This is a genomic window from Stappia sp. (genome assembly GCF_048268045.1).
Lineage (GTDB): Bacteria > Pseudomonadota > Alphaproteobacteria > Rhizobiales > Stappiaceae > Stappia.
In genome coordinates this window covers 275,965-291,841 of record NZ_JBLWWG010000005.1, presented here as the reverse complement: position 1 = coordinate 291,841, position 15,877 = coordinate 275,965, and the positions used below count along the sequence as shown (strand labels likewise).

The 15,877-nt window shown below is 66.5% G+C and carries 16 protein-coding genes; 14 read left to right on the top strand and 2 right to left on the bottom strand.

Annotated elements, in window-relative coordinates; genetic code table 11:
• The first annotated feature begins 66 nt into the window (after positions 1-66).
• The 5 genes from ACN0WF_RS10665 (at position 67) to ACN0WF_RS10645 (ending at position 5,324) form a co-directional block, all read left to right on the top strand.
• Positions 67-687, top strand: a complete 621-nt coding sequence (locus ACN0WF_RS10665; protein ID WP_417772800.1) for a LysE family translocator — start codon at positions 67-69, stop codon at positions 685-687.
• A 43-nt stretch (positions 688-730) separates the two neighbouring features.
• The gene (locus tag ACN0WF_RS10660) at positions 731-1,954 is read left to right on the top strand and encodes a threonine ammonia-lyase (protein WP_417772799.1); all 1,224 of its coding nucleotides are present in this window, start codon (positions 731-733) and stop codon (positions 1,952-1,954) included.
• A 98-nt stretch (positions 1,955-2,052) separates the two neighbouring features.
• A complete protein-coding gene (locus tag ACN0WF_RS10655) occupies positions 2,053-2,523 on the top strand; it encodes an RDD family protein (RefSeq protein ID WP_417772798.1) in 471 nt (156 codons plus the stop codon).
• 179 nt (positions 2,524-2,702) lie between these two features.
• A complete protein-coding gene (locus ACN0WF_RS10650; RefSeq protein WP_417772797.1) occupies positions 2,703-4,550 on the top strand; it encodes an SLC13 family permease in 1,848 nt (615 codons plus the stop codon).
• Between the two features lie 24 nt (positions 4,551-4,574).
• Positions 4,575-5,324 carry an arginyltransferase gene (locus ACN0WF_RS10645; RefSeq protein ID WP_417772796.1) on the top strand — a complete coding sequence of 250 codons (750 nt, stop codon included), beginning with the start codon at positions 4,575-4,577 and terminating at the stop codon, positions 5,322-5,324.
• Between the two features lie 53 nt (positions 5,325-5,377).
• Here ACN0WF_RS10645 and ACN0WF_RS10640 read toward each other — a convergent pair whose 3' ends face one another.
• Both ACN0WF_RS10640 and ACN0WF_RS10635 read right to left on the bottom strand, forming a co-directional pair.
• Positions 5,378-6,043: a uracil-DNA glycosylase gene (locus tag ACN0WF_RS10640; protein WP_417772843.1), complete on the bottom strand. Its 666-nt coding sequence runs from the start codon at positions 6,041-6,043 to the stop codon at positions 5,378-5,380.
• 14 nt (positions 6,044-6,057) lie between these two features.
• Positions 6,058-6,654 carry an NYN domain-containing protein gene (locus ACN0WF_RS10635; RefSeq protein WP_417772795.1) on the bottom strand — a complete coding sequence of 199 codons (597 nt, stop codon included), beginning with the start codon at positions 6,652-6,654 and terminating at the stop codon, positions 6,058-6,060.
• Positions 6,655-7,390: 736 nt separating this feature from the next.
• Here ACN0WF_RS10635 and rpoZ point away from each other — a divergent pair.
• The 9 genes from rpoZ to recO all read left to right on the top strand — a co-directional run bounded on the left by rpoZ (position 7,391) and on the right by recO (position 15,798).
• Positions 7,391-7,792 carry a DNA-directed RNA polymerase subunit omega gene (rpoZ, locus tag ACN0WF_RS10630; protein ID WP_417772794.1) on the top strand — a complete coding sequence of 134 codons (402 nt, stop codon included), beginning with the start codon at positions 7,391-7,393 and terminating at the stop codon, positions 7,790-7,792.
• 122 nt (positions 7,793-7,914) lie between these two features.
• On the top strand, positions 7,915-10,128 hold the full coding sequence (locus ACN0WF_RS10625; RefSeq protein ID WP_417772793.1) for a RelA/SpoT family protein: 2,214 nt from the start codon (positions 7,915-7,917) through the stop codon (positions 10,126-10,128).
• Between the two features lie 108 nt (positions 10,129-10,236).
• Complete coding sequence (locus ACN0WF_RS10620; RefSeq protein WP_417772792.1) at positions 10,237-10,839, top strand: DUF2062 domain-containing protein; 603 nt, start codon at positions 10,237-10,239, stop codon at positions 10,837-10,839.
• An 87-nt stretch (positions 10,840-10,926) separates the two neighbouring features.
• Positions 10,927-11,688 (top strand): pyridoxine 5'-phosphate synthase, encoded by a 762-nt coding sequence (locus ACN0WF_RS10615; RefSeq protein WP_417772791.1) that lies wholly within the window; start codon positions 10,927-10,929, stop codon positions 11,686-11,688.
• A 3-nt stretch (positions 11,689-11,691) separates the two neighbouring features.
• Positions 11,692-12,129 (top strand): holo-ACP synthase, encoded by a 438-nt coding sequence (gene acpS, locus ACN0WF_RS10610; protein ID WP_417772790.1) that lies wholly within the window; start codon positions 11,692-11,694, stop codon positions 12,127-12,129.
• Between the two features lie 251 nt (positions 12,130-12,380).
• Positions 12,381-13,133: a signal peptidase I gene (lepB, locus tag ACN0WF_RS10605; protein ID WP_417772789.1), complete on the top strand. Its 753-nt coding sequence runs from the start codon at positions 12,381-12,383 to the stop codon at positions 13,131-13,133.
• A gap of 16 nt (positions 13,134-13,149) precedes the next feature.
• Positions 13,150-13,872 carry a ribonuclease III gene (gene rnc, locus ACN0WF_RS10600; RefSeq protein WP_417772788.1) on the top strand — a complete coding sequence of 241 codons (723 nt, stop codon included), beginning with the start codon at positions 13,150-13,152 and terminating at the stop codon, positions 13,870-13,872.
• Between the two features lie 26 nt (positions 13,873-13,898).
• Entirely contained in the window at positions 13,899-14,846 is a 948-nt protein-coding gene (gene era / locus ACN0WF_RS10595; RefSeq protein WP_417772842.1) for a GTPase Era, read from the top strand.
• Between the two features lie 148 nt (positions 14,847-14,994).
• Positions 14,995-15,798, top strand: a complete 804-nt coding sequence (recO, locus tag ACN0WF_RS10590; RefSeq protein ID WP_417772787.1) for a DNA repair protein RecO — start codon at positions 14,995-14,997, stop codon at positions 15,796-15,798.
• Positions 15,799-15,877: the final 79 nt, after the last annotated feature.

Below are 15,877 nucleotides of genomic sequence, written 5' to 3'. Positions count from 1 at the left end.
AAGCAAGTTTCGCCGCCTCGATACAAGTCGCGACGGTCGAGGCCGTCGCCCGCCGGAGTCGCCGAAATGTCGCCCGAAAGCGTGATGCCGCTTGCCCAGTTCGCCCTGCTCGGGCTTTTCATCCTCGCCATGGTCGGCTCGCCGGGGCCAGCCAACATGGCGCTGATGGCAAGTGGCCTGGCCTTTGGCGCGCGCCCCGCCCTGCCCTTCCTGCTCGGCACCATGAGCGGCTTTCAGATCATCTTCTGGCTGAATGTCGCCGGCCTCTACGCCCTTTTGACCAGCGCGCCGCAGGTCTTCGCCGTGCTGCGCTGGGCGTGCATGGGGTACATTCTCTATCTGGCCTGGGTCGTGGTCCGCAGCCCGGCCAAGGGGCCCTCGGGCGCGGCGCGGGTGCCCGGCTTTCCGCGCGGCCTCATCGTCCATCCGCTCAACCCAAAGGCCTACGCCATGCAGGTGGCGGCGATCTCCCAGTTCGTCTCCCCGGCGCGCTATCTCGCCGACGCGCTCACCGTGTCGCTGTCCTTCCTGTGCCTCGGCTTCGTGCTCAACGGCCTCTGGCTGCTGTGCGGGTCGTGGCTGCGCGAGAGCACCGGCAACGGGCGTTTTCTGCAGGGCCTGCGCATCGCGCTTGCCGCGCTCATGGTCGGCTCCACCATCGCGAGCTTGCAAATGGTCCCGGCTTGATGGCACAGGAGGACCTTCCTTCTTCCTGCCGGGAGCCTGCCCGATGTCCGTCACCCTCGACACGATCCGCGAGGCCGCGCGCCTGATCGAGGGGGCGGTGATGCGCACCCCCTTCCTGCCGGCGCCCAAACTGTCGCGGCTGACCGGCGCCGAGGTCTTCGTCAAATACGAAAACCTCCAGGTCACCAACGCCTTCAAGGAGCGCGGCGCGCTGGTCAAGCTGCTCGCGCTCTCGCAGGCCGAGCGGGCACGCGGTGTCATCGCCATGTCGGCGGGGAACCACGCCCAGGCGGTGGCCTATCACGCCGCACGGCTCGACATTCCAGCCACCATCGTCATGCCCGAGCCGACGCCGATCGTGAAGGTCGCCGCGACGCGCGGTTACGGCGCGCGGGTGGTTCTCGCCGGCGAGATGCTCGCCGATGCGCAGGCGGAGGCCGAGCGCATCGCCGCGGCGGAAGACCTCGTGTGGGTTCATCCCTACGACGACGAGGCGATCATCGCCGGACAGGGCACGATCGCGCTGGAGATGCTCGAGGACCAGCCGGAGCTCGACTGCCTCGTGGTCCCGGTCGGGGGTGGCGGGCTTATCTCCGGCATGGCGACGGCGGCGAAGGCGCTGAAGCCCGACATCGAAGTCATCGGAGTGGAATCGCGTCTCTATCCCTCGATGGTCGCCGCCCTTGAGGGAAAGCCCGCCCACTGCGGCGGGGCGACCCTTGCCGAGGGCATCGCGGTGAAGAATGTCGGCCGACTGACGCTGGAGATCGTGCGGCGCACCGTCGACGACATTCTCCTTGTCGACGAAGCTGCGCTGGAGCAGGCGATCAATGCCTACATGACGCTGCAGAAAACCATGGCCGAAGGCGCAGGGGCCGCCGGTCTTGCCGCCATGCTGGCCGCGCCGGAGCGCTTCTCCGGCCGGCGCGTCGGCCTGGTGCTGTGCGGCGGCAACATCGACCCGCGGCTGCTTTCCTCCATCATGGTGCGGGCGCTCGCCCGCGACGGACGCCTCGTATCGGTGCGCATCACCACGTCAGACCGGCCCGGCATCCTGGGAGAGATTTCCACCCTGATCGGCCAGGAGGGCGGCAACATCATGGAGGTCTCGCACCACCGGCTGTTCCTCAACGTGCCGGCCAAGGGCACCACGCTCGACGTCACCATGGAAACCCATGACGCCGGCCATGCGGCCACGATCCTCGCCGCGCTCGAGCGGGCGGGCCATTCCGTCCATATGCTCGATCTTGGCGAATCGCGTCTGTAGCCCCTTCCCCCTGCGGCGGAGCGATTTGCATTTCCCCGCCGTCCTTCCCATCTCATTGGGACAGGGACGATGCGTCCCGGCGACAAGAAGGACCGAGAATGAGCCAGGAGTACGGATATCCGGACGAGACGACGGCAGCGCCCGACCCCGCCCTTTTCGCGTCCGTGCGCACCAACCGCGTCTTCGCATTCGTGATCGACGCCTTTCTCATCGGCGCGGTGACATTGCTGTCCTGCGTGCTCGTGTTCTTCCTCGGCATCTTCACTCTGGGGCTCGGCTGGCTGCTGTTTCCCATCCTGTGGCCCGCCGTCGCGCTGGTCTATGTGGCGGTCTCGCTCGGCGGTGCGACCAGCGCCACCCCCGGCATGCGCGCCATGGGTCTGACCATGCGCATGATGGACGGTCGCCGTCCGGACATGCTGATCGCGGCCATCCACGCGCTGCTGTTCTGGTTCTCCGTGACGCTGCTGACGCCGCTGGTTCTCATCGTCAGCCTGCTCAACATCGAGAAGCGCCTGCTGCACGACATCATCCTCGGCACCGTGGTGCTCAACCGCGCCCGCGGCTGATCCGGGCGCGCGGTTTGGCGCTGATCACGGGTTTTGCGCAAAATCATTCCCGTGCGCGCGGCAGGCTGCGCTGTCATTCCGGCTTTGCGAAGCGGCGCGCGGGGGATAGAACTTAAGGTTCGCGACCACCGCGGCCGTGCCTTTCGGGCATGGCCGGGAAGAGGATACGGACCGACCGCATGATGCCAGCCGATCCAGCCATGATCCTCACGCTCGTGGTGATCGTCGTGACGATCGTGCTTTACGCGACCGAAAGGTTCGCGCTGGAGGCCATCGCACTCGGATCGATCGTCGCTTTCCTGGCGATCTTCACCGCCTTTCCGGCGAACCTGGGCGGCACGCCCTTCGGCGCGGCGCAGATCCTGGCGGGCTTCGCCAATCCGGCGCTGATCACCGTCATCTGCCTGCTTATCGTCGGCCAGGGACTGTTCCAGACCAACGCCCTGGAGCGGCCGGCGAAGATGATCGTCAACGCCACGAAGCGCTTTCCCACATTCGCCACGGTGCCGATCCTGATCGCCGTCGCGGTGATCAGCGGCTTCCTCAACAACACGCCCGTCGTGGTCATGTTCCTGCCGATCCTCTCGGCGGTGGCGGCGGCGCAGGGCCGCTCCTCGGCGCGGCTGCTGATGCCGCTCTCCTTCATTGCCATCCTCGGCGGCATGACGACACTGATCGGCTCATCGACCAACCTCCTCGTCGCCGACGTCGCCGCGCGTACCAGCGACGTGCGCCTCACGTTCTTCAGCTTCACCGGCCTCGGCGTCGCGCTCGCCGCCATCGGTAGCGTCTATGTGCTGTTCGTCATGCCGTTCCTGCTGAAGCCGCGGCGCTCGATGACGGACGAGCTGCAATCCTCGTCGGGCAAGCAGTTCATCGCCCAGATCCAGATCACCGCCGGTCATCCGCTCGAGGGCGAGACCTCGATGGCGGGCCTGTTCCCGGCGCTGAAGGACATGACCGTGCGCCTCGTCCAGCGCGGTGAGCGGCCGATCCTGCCGCCTTTCGAGAACGTGACGCTTCGTCCCGGCGACACGCTGATCGTCGCCGCCACGCGCTCGGCTCTGACGGCGGCGCTGTCGCGCCGGCATCCGCTGATGGCGGCGGAGGGCAACAATGGCGACGACGCGGGCGAGGCGGAAACGCCACCGGCCCAGCAACGCTCGCTGACGCTGGCGGAAACCGTCGTCGCTCCGGCCTCGCGTCTGTCGGGCCGCACCATCTCTCAGAGCGGCTTCCACACGGAGACCGGCTGCGTGGTCATGGGCGTGCAACGGCGCTCGCGCATGCCGCGCATGGCGATGACCGAGATCCGCCTGGAGCCCGGCGACGTGCTGCTCGTCGCCGGCAGCGCCGCGGAAATCACCGGACTGAGGACAAACCGGGACGTGCTTCTGCTCGACTGGTCGGCGGCGGAACTGCCGCCGCGCCGCCTGGCGCCGCGCGCGCTCGTCATCTTCCTGCTGATGGTGTCGGCCAGCGCCACCGGCCTGGTGCCGATCGTCACCGCGTCGCTGGCCGCGACGATGGCGATGGTTGCCGGCGGCTGTCTCAACGTGCGCCAGGCGCTGCGCGCGGTCGACAGCCGCATCTTCATGCTGATCGGCGCCTCGATCGCGGCTGCGTCGGCGCTCGAGGTCACCGGCGGTGCCGGCGCCATCGCCGACCTGCTCGTCGGCAGGCTGGCGGGCCAGCCGCCCATGGTGGTGCTCTCGGCGCTCTACCTGCTGGTGATGTGCCTCACCAACCTGCTGTCGAACAACGCAACGGCCGTTCTCTTCACCCCGATCGCGGTGAATATGGCGCGCCAGACGGGCATGCCTGCGGAGGCGTTCGTCACCTGCGTGATCTTCGCCGCCAACAGTTCATTCGCCACGCCCATCGGCTACCAGACGAATCTGATCGTCATGGGTCCCGGCCACTACAGATTTTCCGACTTCATTCGCGCAGGAGCGCCGCTTGCTGTACTTCTTTGGTTGGCATTCACTTTTCTTGCGCCAATGTATTATGGTTTCACCATGCTTTGAGACATACAGGCAGAGGTTAAAGCGGTGACGCGGCACCCGACAGATACACCGCAATTCTACCTGACGGCCCCCTCGCCCTGTCCCTACCTGCCAGACCAGCAGGAACGGAAGGTGTTCACCCACCTGGTGGGATCGAGGGCAAAGCCGCTCAACGACGTGCTGACGCAGGGCGGTTTCCGGCGCAGCCAGAACATCGCCTATCGTCCGGCCTGCGAGAATTGCCAAGCCTGCATCTCGATCCGCATCCGCGTCGACGACTTCGACTGGACACGCTCGTTCCGCCGGGTGTGGAAACGCAACGCCGATGTCGTCGGGACCGAGCTCGATCCGACCCCCTCCTCCGAGCAGTACAGCCTCTTCCGCCGCTATCTCGACGCACGCCACGCCCATGGCGGCATGTCCGACATGAGCGTCCTCGACTACGCGATGATGATCGAGGACACCCATGTTGAGACGAAGCTGATCGAATACCGCCGCCGCGGCCCGGATACGTTCCTCACGGGGCGGGGCGACGGCCCGCTGCTCGCCGTGGCGCTGACGGATGTGCTCGGCGACGGCCTGTCGATGGTCTATTCGTTCTTCGATCCGGAGGTGACCGAGCGCAGCCTCGGGTCGCACCTCATCCTCGATCATATCGAGCGGGCGCGGGCGCTGGGGCTGCCCTACGTCTATCTCGGCTATTGGGTCAATGGCTCGCCGAAGATGGACTACAAGGCCCGCTTCCAGCCGCAGGACCACCTGGGCCCCGACGGCTGGGCCCCCGCCGACGACTGACACCGGCCCTGTCGGAGCAAGGCAGGATCGGCCGTTCAGGCAGGGCAGGCAGATCAGGCGCGCGCCGGAGCCGCGTCGACGGTTGCGCGCACATCGGCGAAGACATTGCGGAACATTTCCCGCGTCAGCCGGCCGGTGTTCGTGTTGTAGCGGGAGCAGTGATAGCTGTCGAACAGCACGAGGCCGTTCGGCAGATCATGGCGCGCGTTGTGGCCGAAGGGATAGGCGGCACGGCGCAGGCCGAGGGCCGAGAGCGTCGCGTCATGGGCGATGCGCCCGAGGGCGACGAGCGTCACCAGCCCCTGATAGCCCTCGATGGTCGCCGTGAGAAACGGCAGGCAGGCGCGGATTTCCGCGCCGACCGGCTTGTTCTCGGGAGGAACGCAGCGCACGGCGTTGGTGATCGCCGCGTCGACCAGGCTCAGCCCGTCATCGGGCCGCGCCTCGTAGCGGCCCGTCGCGAAGCCGAAATCCAGCAGCGTCTCGTAGAGCAGATCGCCGGCGAAATCGCCCGTGAAGGGACGCCCGCTGCGGTTCGCCCCGCGCAAGCCCGGCGCCAGCCCGACGATCAGCAGCCGGGGCGAGCGAGCCTGGAAGGTCGGCACGGGTGCGTTGTGCCAGCCCGGCTCGCGCTCGCGGTGCAACTCGCGAAACGCGACCAGGCGTGGACAGAGCGGACAGTCGCGCCCCGGCTCGGCCGGATGCGCGCCTGCGGACATGCTGGAGGGCGCGCTCAATAGTCGTCGTCGTCCTCTTCGGTCTCCGCGCGACGCACGCGCTCAACCGGGCGTGCGGGACGCTCGGCGGGGTCGCGGCCGACTTTCTTGGCCAGCGTCGCGAGATCGACGAAGTGGTCGGCCTGGCGCCGCAGGTCGTCGGCGATCATCGGCGGCTGGGTCTGCAGGGTGGAGACCACCGTCACCTTGCGCCCCTTGCGCTGCAGCGCCTCGACGAGCGAGCGGAAATCGCCGTCGCCGGAGAACAATACAATGTGATCGACATGCTCGACGATCTCCATGGCATCGACGGCAAGCTCGATGTCCATGTTGCCCTTGATCTTGCGGCGGCCGCTGGAGTCGACGAACTCCTTCACCGGCTTGGTAACGACCTTGTAGCCATTGTAGTCAAGCCAGTCGATCAGCGGACGAATAGACGAATACTCCTGATCCTCGATCAGGGCAGTATAGTAATAAGCGCGCAGCAGGTAGCCTGTCTTCTGGAATTCCTGCAACAGCATCTTGTAGTCAATATCGAAACCGATAGATCTTGCGGTCGAATACAAATTCGCACCGTCAATGAACAACGCTACCTTCTCGCGGGGGTCGAACATAACGTACAAAACCTTTCACTGTAACGTCGGCTTCCAGAATCCGTCGCTGGGAAGTCTCCAGCAAATCATGACTAAAGTCTGTTCGCGCGTGCTTTTAAAGCGCGCACCAGTGCCTTCGCATCCGACGTGGAAAACCTGCCATCCCGAACGACTGTCCGGCCACACGTACCCTGAACACGGCCTCTTCTGGGCCGTCTTCTTTTTTGTTGTTCCACGTTTCCAAGTGGAAATGCGGATATCGGGTCCCCCTACACCATTCAGGGTCGCGACGGCAACACAACTTGACCGCGAATGGGGAAAGAGCCCGGCTAAAACACAAGCATGGCCCAGAACTTCAGTTAAGTTCAATGCGGTAACCACTGAAAACAGTGTAAACGAAGCGTTGATAATTCCACTAAAAAAAGTCAATATTTGTAGGGAACTTGCTGCGCCGATACCTGTGATTGATTTAACAATGACGGCGAAGGCTATGAATCCTACGGGTCGCCACGGATATTCGCCGGCGACGGAAACTCCCCGCGCCGGGCGACCGCTGCCCCCCCCTTCGCGCCTGGTCGGTTCTCATGTGCCAAGGAGCAGAAAAGCCGCCTCGGGAGGGCTCGTGACCGCGCCCGCCGCGCGGAGCGGGCTGCGGGCGAAAAACCTTGACGTCCGGCGGTGCGGCAGGGTTGCCTTCCGCGGTGCGACACAGTACATATCGCCGCTTGCCGAGATCACTAGGACATGGAGACTGCCAATGGCGCGCGTGACGGTCGAGGACTGCATCGACAAGGTCGATAACCGCTTCGAACTGGTGCTGCTTGCGAGCCATCGGGCGCGGATGATTTCCAACGGTTCGCCGCTGACCATAGATCGCGACAACGACAAGAACCCCGTCGTTGCCCTGCGCGAGGTCGCTGACGAGACCGTTAGCCCCGAAGACCTCAAGGAAGACCTCATCCACTCGCTCCAGAAGTACGTGGAGGTCGACGAGCCCGAGGCCGACGCCGTTCCGATGGTGCCGAACGCGTCTCAGCGCGGCGGAACCGAGGTGAACTCGGTCGACGATTCCTCGGTCGAATTCGACCGCATGTCGGAAGAAGATCTTCTGCGCGGCCTGGAAGGCCTCGTTCCGCCGGAGCGCAAGGACGACATCTGAGCGTCCCGATCCGGCATCTGAAAACGTGCCCGGCCGGCTGGCGACCTTCGTGGATGGCGCAGCCGCGCCGGTCCGCCGGGCAAGCCTCTGCCGGCCGTGTCGCAGGGTGAGGCGCCACCGCGATGATGCGGCAATACGAACTCGTCGAACGGGTCCAGCGGTACAATCCGAACGCGGATGAGGCCTTGCTCAACAAGGCCTACGTCTATGCCATGCAGAAGCACGGCAGCCAGGTTCGCGCGTCCGGTGATCCCTTCTTTTCGCATCCCCTGGAAGTTGCCGCGATCCTGACCGACCTCAGGCTCGACGAGGCGACCATTGCCGTCGCCCTGCTCCACGACACCATCGAGGACACGACCGCGACGCGCGACGAGATCGACCGGCTGTTCGGCCCGGAGATCGGCAAGCTCGTCGACGGGCTGACCAAGATCAAGCGCCTCGACCTCGTTTCCAAGCGCGCCAAGCAAGCCGAGAATTTCCGCAAGCTGCTGCTGGCCATCGCCGACGACGTGCGCGTGCTTCTGGTCAAGCTCGCCGACCGGCTGCACAACATGCGCACGCTCCATCACATGCCGGAGCACAAGCGCGGGCGCATCGCCGAGGAGACGATGGAGATCTATGCGCCGCTGGCCGGGCGCATGGGCATGCACGACATGCGCGAGGAGCTGGAGGACATTTCCTTCCGCACGCTCTACCCCGAAGCCTATTCGACAATCGTCGATCGGCTTTCGGCGCTGGAGGAGAAGAACAAGAGTCTCATCAGCGACATCGAGCGCGATCTTGTCACGCGACTTGAGGAGCGCGGCATCTCCGCCGTGGTCAAGGGGCGGGAGAAGCGCCCCTATTCGATCTTCCGCAAGATGCAGATGAAATCTGTTGCCTTCGAGCAGCTGTCCGACATCTACGGCTTCCGCGTCGTCGTCGGCACCGTCGAGGCCTGCTACCGGGTGCTTGGCGTCGTGCACACGAGCTGGCCGGCGGTTCCCGGTCGCTTCAAGGACTATCTGTCGACGCCGAAGCAGAACGACTACCGCTCCATCCACACCACGGTCGTCGGTCCCAGCCGCCAGCGCGTCGAGCTGCAGATCCGCACGACGGCCATGGACCGGGTGGCGGAATACGGCATCGCCGCGCATGCGCTCTACAAGGACGGAGAGTTCGGCGGCCGCAACATCGCCAAGCACAACGAGGAAAGCCGCGCCTACGACTGGCTGCGCCGGACCATCCAGCTGCTGTCGCAGGGCGACACGCCGGAGGAGTTCCTGGAGAACACCAAGCTGGAGCTGTTCCACGATCAGGTGTTCTGCTTCACGCCCAAGGGCCGGCTGATCGCGCTGCCGCGCGGAGCCACGCCCATCGATTTCGCCTATGCGGTCCACACCGACATCGGCAACACCTGCGTCGGCGCCAAGATCAACGGCCAGATCATGCCGTTGGTCACCGAGCTGAGGAATGGCGACGAGGTGGAGATCGTGCGCAGCCAGGCGCAGACGCCGCCGCCGGCCTGGGAGACGATCGCCGTCACCGGCAAGGCGCGCGCCGCGATCCGCCGGGCGACGCGCGAGTCGGCGCGCCAGCAGTATGGCGCTCTCGGTCGTCACATCCTGGAGCGCGCCTTCCTGCGCGCCGGTCACACGCTCACCGACGAACTCATCGCCGGGGCGCTGGGGCCGCTCGGCTTCACCCACGCAAGCGACATGCTTGCCGCCGTCGGGCGTGGCGAGATGCGCGCCCACGAGGTGGTCTCCGCGATCTATCCCGACTACCGCGACGACCGCGTCACGCCGTCGCAGGTGGGGTCCGAGCCCGGCTGGTTCGACCTTGAATCCGGTAGCGGCATGAAGTTCCGCGTGCCCGATTCAGACGAGAGCGACGGCGGCCGCCAGGCCTTGCCGATCCGCGGCCTGGCCGGGGATCTTCCGGTCTCCTTCGCGCCCGAGGGCGGCGCGGTTCCCGGAGATCGCATCGTCGGCATCCTGACACCGGGCGTTGGCGTCACCATATACCCGATACAGGCAACGGCGTTGCAGGCGTTCGAGGACGAAACCGACCGCTGGCTCGACGTGCGCTGGGACATGGCGGGAGACCGGCATGACCGTTTCCCCGCGCGCATCAACGTCTCCGCCCTGAACGAACCCGGGTCGCTTGCGACCATTGCCGGCGCGATTGCCGATCTCGACGGCAACATCGACAACCTGAAACTGATCCGCCATGCCAGCGATTTTCATGAAATGCTCATCGATCTTGAGGTATGGGACCTGAAGCACCTGACGCGGATCATGAATCAGCTCAGGGCAAAGTCCAATGTCGCGGGGGTGACGCGGGTGATCGGTTGATCGGCCCCCCGCCATCCGCGGCGGGGGTCCCGCGAGACGCAACGAGTGGCAGGCACGCCTGCCCGCATCGGCTGGCAGCACCGGCCCCAGAGAACGAATCAAGGCACGATGCTCTTCAAACGCCGCAACAAACCGAGCCATCTTGAACGCCTGCGTGTCGCCGTGTGGCCCCGGCACAGCTTCATGCGCTCGGCGCGCTATTTCTCCAAGCGCGTGCTTCGGCTGACGGCGAGCCCCCATGCCATCGCGCTCGGTTTCGCCGCCGGCGCGTTTGCCTCGTTCACGCCCTTCATCGGCCTGCATTTCATCCTGAGCTTCGTCATCGCCTACATCATCGGCGGCAACATGCTCGCCGCCGCGCTTGGCACGGCCGTCGGCAATCCCCTCACCTTCCCGCTGATCTGGGCCACGACCTACAAGGTCGGCACCTGGGTCGCCTATGGTGAGGCGAAGACGCTGTCGACCGGCGACATGAACCGGCATCTTGGCGGTGGCGTGCTGGAGAAATCGATCGACGTGATCCTGCCGCTGATCAAGCCGATGCTGATCGGCTCGGTCCCGCTCGGGCTTATCGCCGGCACCCTGTTCTACTTTGTCGTCTTCTACAGCGTGCGCACCTATCAGCGCGCCCGTGCCCACCGGCTGGCGGCCGGGCGCCGCAAGTCTGACCTGGCGGCGGCGGCTGCATCGAGCTCCGATCTCGACAGCTAGGCCGCAAGGCAGCATATTCGGCCTTCCGCAGATCATCCGCCCGTGCCCGGCGCGCGGCGCGGCAGCCATTTCCCGGGAGCCAGAAGAATGACGAGCCAGCGCCTGCGTCTCGGCGTCAACATCGACCACGTCGCAACCGTCCGCAACGCGCGTGGCGGGCGCGTTCCCGATCCGGTGCGCGCAGCGGAACTGGCGGCGCGCGCCGGCGCTGACGGCATCACCGCGCATCTGCGCGAGGACCGCCGGCACATCATCGACAGCGACATCGAGCGCCTGTCGCGGGACATCGCCCTGCCGCTGAATTTCGAGATGGCGGCCACGACGGAAATGGTCGCCATTGCACTGAAGGCGCGCCCGCACGCCGCCTGCATCGTTCCCGAGAAGCGCGAGGAACGCACCACCGAGGGTGGTCTCGACGCGCGCGGCCAGATCGAGCACCTGCGGCCGATCGTGGCGCGGCTCGGCGAGGCCGGCGCCCGCGTCTCGCTCTTCATCGAGGCCGACGAGGGCCAGCTCGAGGCCGCCGTCCGGCTCGGCGCGCCCGTGGTGGAACTGCATACCGGGCGCTACTGCGATCTCTTCAACGACGCTCGCCTGGACGAGGCGGCGGCGGAGCGTGCCCGCATCGCCCGCGCCGCGCGGCTCGGTCGCGAGATGGGGCTGGAGATCCACGCCGGCCATGGGCTCGCCTTTGACACGGTCGGCGAGATCGCCACGATCCCGGAGATCGCCGAGCTCAACATCGGCCATTTCCTCATCGGCGAGGCAATCTTCATCGGGCTCGAGGCGGCGATCCACGAGATGCGCCGGCTGATGGACGAGGCCAGGACCGGTGCGGGAGCCGCCTGACCCATGATCATCGGCATCGGATCCGACCTCATCGACATCCGCCGCATCGAAAAGACCCTGGGGCGCTTCGGCGAGCGCTTCGTCAACCGCGTCTTCACCGCCGAGGAGCGGGCGCGCTCCGACCGTCGCCGGATGCGCGCGGCCTCCTACGCCAAGCGCTTCGCCGCCAAGGAGGCCTGCTCCAAGGCGCTCGGCACCGGCATTCGCATGGGTGTCAACTGGCGCGAGATGGGGGTGGTGAACCTGCCGTCCGGCAAGCCGACGATGCTGCTGACGGGCTCGGCGGCGCGCCGCCTCGCCTCGATGGTGCCGACCGGGTTCGCGGCGCGCATCGACCTGACGATCACCGACGACGATCCGCTGGCGCAGGCCTTCGTGGTGATCAGCGCCTGGCCGGTCGACTGGCCGGAGCCGCTGAGCGGCGATCCGGCAACGGACTGAACGGCGCATCCCGGCTTCGCGCCGCTCCCGGGGCTTGTGCCATTGCGTCTCCAGTGGCTTGCCGCTAAAAGCCAAGTCTGTCTGCGCACGATGTCGGCCGCCTCCCAGGGCCCAGCATTCGGCGCGCCGGCTGGCGGCCTTGTGGCCGGGTCCTTCCGCCGGATGACCGGCGGCCGATTGCCGGCTGCGTGCCTTGCGCGCGCGCCGCCGGCCTGACTGCCTGGCCTGACCGGGACTTCGCGAAGGAAAAGATGAGCGTGTCCGACAATTCGAAAGCCAAGGAAGGCGGCGTCTACGAGACCGTGAAGGTGCTCGTGCAGGCCCTGCTCCTCGCGCTCGTTGTGCGCACCCTGCTGTTTCAGCCGTTCAACATTCCCTCCGGGTCGATGATGGACACGCTGCTGATCGGCGATTACCTGTTCGTGTCGAAGTACAGCTACGGATATTCGCGCTATTCCTTCCCCTATGGTCTCGTACCCTTTGACGGGCGGGTCTGGGCGACGGAGCCCACGCGCGGCGATGTTGCCGTCTTCAAGCTGCCGACCGACAATTCGACCGACTACATCAAGCGCGTGATCGGCCTTCCCGGCGACGAGATCCAGATGATCGACGGTGTGCTGAACATCAACGGCACGCCCGTCGAGCGCACCCGCATCGACGATTTCATCACCACCGACACCTTCGGCGCCGTGCGCCGCGTGCCGCGCTTCAGGGAAACGCTGCCCAATGGCGTCAGCTACGAGACGCTCGACCTGACGCCGCGCGGCACCTGGGACAACACCGGCGTCTACAAGGTACCGCCGGGCCACTACTTCATGATGGGCGACAACCGCGACAACTCCACCGACAGCCGCGTTCTTTCGGCCGTCGGCTACGTGCCGTTCGAGAATTTCGTCGGCCGGGCGGAGATGCTGTTCTTCTCCGTCGACGAGGACGCCTCGGCCTGGATGTTCTGGGAATGGCCGTGGACGGTGCGCTGGAACCGCCTGTTCAAGACACTGTGAGCCGGGACGGCGCACCATGACCTCGCACACTCGCCAGAAGAAGGCGCAGGCGGAACTTCAGGACCGGCTGCGTCACCGCTTTGACGACCCCATGCTGCTGACGCGCGCGCTCACCCATGGCAGCGCCACGGCCAAGAACAACGCGCCCGACGCCAGCTACCAGCGGCTTGAGTTCCTGGGCGACCGCGTGCTCGGGCTCGCCATCGCCACCATGCTGCACCACGCCTTTCCCAAGGCGGACGAGGGCGAGCTGGCGCGCCGGCTGAACCAGCTCGTGCGCCGCGAGACCTGCGCCGACGTCGCCCGCGAGCTGGCGCTCGGCGAGGCGCTCGTGCTTGGCGAGAGCGAGGAGCAGACCGGCGGCAAGCGCAAGACGGCGATCCTCGCCGACGTGTGCGAGGCGGTGATCGCCGCCGTCTATCTGGACGGCGGGCTCGAGGCGGCGCAAACTCTCATCGAGCGTCATTGGGGCGGGCGGATGACCAGCTATGCCGGTCCGCTGCGAGACCCCAAGACCATGCTCCAGGAATGGGCGCAGGGACGCGGCAAGCCCGCCCCGCGCTACACGATGACCGACCGCAGCGGTCCCGACCACGCGCCGCTCTTCACCGTCAAGGTGGAGATCGACGGCGAGGACGTGGCTTCGGGCAGCGGCGGATCCAAACGCATCGCCGAGCAGCGCGCGGCAGAGACCGTATTGAAGCGCGAAGGCCTTTTGACGGAGACAGACAAGACGTGACCGATCGCCCCGAATCCGACGACAGGATTGACGACGAGGACGCGGCCGCCCTGCCGAGCGAAACCAAGGGCCATGGCGACGGCCCGACGCGGGCCGGCTACGTCGCGCTGATCGGCGCCCCCAACGCAGGTAAGTCGACGCTGCTCAACGCGCTTGTCGGCGTCAAGGTGTCGATCGTCACCCACAAGGTGCAGACGACGCGCGCGCTGGTGCGCGGCATCGCCATGCACGACGCGGCGCAGATCATCTTCGTCGATACGCCCGGCATCTTCCGCCCGAAACGCCGTCTCGAGCGCGCCATGGTCGACACGGCCTGGGGCGGCGCGCGCGGCGCCGATGTGGTGGCGCTCCTGATCGACGCGCGCACCGGCATCACCGAGGCGGTTGAGAACATCCTCAAGACGCTCGCCGACGTGAAGCTGCCGCGCGTCCTGATCCTCAACAAGATCGACGTCACCAAGCGCGACAAGCTGCTGGCGCTGGCCGAGGCCGCCAATGCCATGGTCCCCTTCGACGAGACCTTCATGGTTTCGGCGCAGACCGGTTCCGGCCTCGACCGCCTGATGGAGCAATTCGCAAAGGCGATGCCGGAAGGTCCCTGGCTCTATCCGGAAGACCAGGCCTCCGACCTGCCGATGCGCATGCTGGCCGCCGAGATCACCCGCGAGAAGCTGTTCCTGCGCCTGCACGAGGAACTGCCCTACATGTCGACGGTCGAGACCGAGCAGTGGCAGCAGCGCAAGGACGGCTCCGCGCGCATCGAGCAGACGATCTACGTTGAACGCGACAGCCAGAAGATGATCGTGCTCGGCAAGGGCGGACGCACCATCAAGGCGATCTCCCAGGCGGCGCGCGCCGACATCGCCGAAGCCGCCGGCTGTCCTGTGCACCTCTTCCTTTTCGTCAAGGTGCGCGAGAACTGGTCCGACGACCCCGAGCGCTATCGTGAGATGGGACTGGAGTTCCCGAGGTAGGGCGCGCCATCCGGCATCGCGGAACACCCCGTCGCGGCCACATGCCGCCCGAGGCGTGTCTCGTGCGGGGTATTGGCATTGCCCGCCCGCATCGGGTAGCTCTTGGGGCGTGGGCGCGGGACGTGCGCCCGATGAAAGACCAGACCCGATGGAATGGAGCGAAGACGGCATCATCCTGGCGACGCGCCGGCACGGCGAGACGAGCCTCATCCTCGAGGTGATGACGCGCGGGCGCGGGCGACACATGGGTCTGGTGCGCGGCGGCAGAAGCCGCAAGCTTCAGGCGGCGCTCCAGCCGGGCAATGAGGTCAACCTGGTCTGGCGGGCGCGGCTCGACAATCATCTCGGGCTTTTCGCCGTCGAGCCCTTGCGCCTGCGCGCGGCGGAGCTGATGACGACGCCGACGGGCGTCTACGGCATCCAGGCGCTCGCCGCCCTCCTCCACTTCCTGCCCGAGCGCGATCCGCATCCCGGCCTCCACGCGGGGCTGGAGGCGATCCTCGCCCATCTCGGCGAGCCGGAGATCGCCGGGGTGCTGATGGTGCATTTCGAGCTTCAGGTGCTTGCCGAGCTGGGCTTCGGCCTCGACCTTTCCGAGTGTGCCGCAACAGGCCGACGCGACGATCTGGTCTACGTCTCGCCGAAGTCCGGGCGCGCGGTCTGCCGCGAGGCCGGCCTGCCCTATGCGGAGCGCATGCTACCCCTGCCCGCCTTTCTGCGTCGCGACGCCGACGTCCACGCGAACCAGCCGGTCCCGGACCCGAACGCGGCGCGCATCGAGGCACGGGAGGCGGCGCAAGCGGGGTTTTCCGCGCTCGCCGACGCCTTCCGCCTGACTGGCCACTTCCTGCGCCGGCATGTGCATGAGCCGCGCCAGGTCCCGGTCTCGCCGGCCCGCGAAGGCTTCATCGAGGCTCTTGCGCGCGCCCACCTTTCCCGCACTGCGTCCTGATTGCCGCGGACGGCCTGAAATCGGCACATTTCCGCGCTTTCCACGGGCGCGCTCCGTTGCGTGATTCGGCGAATGCCTG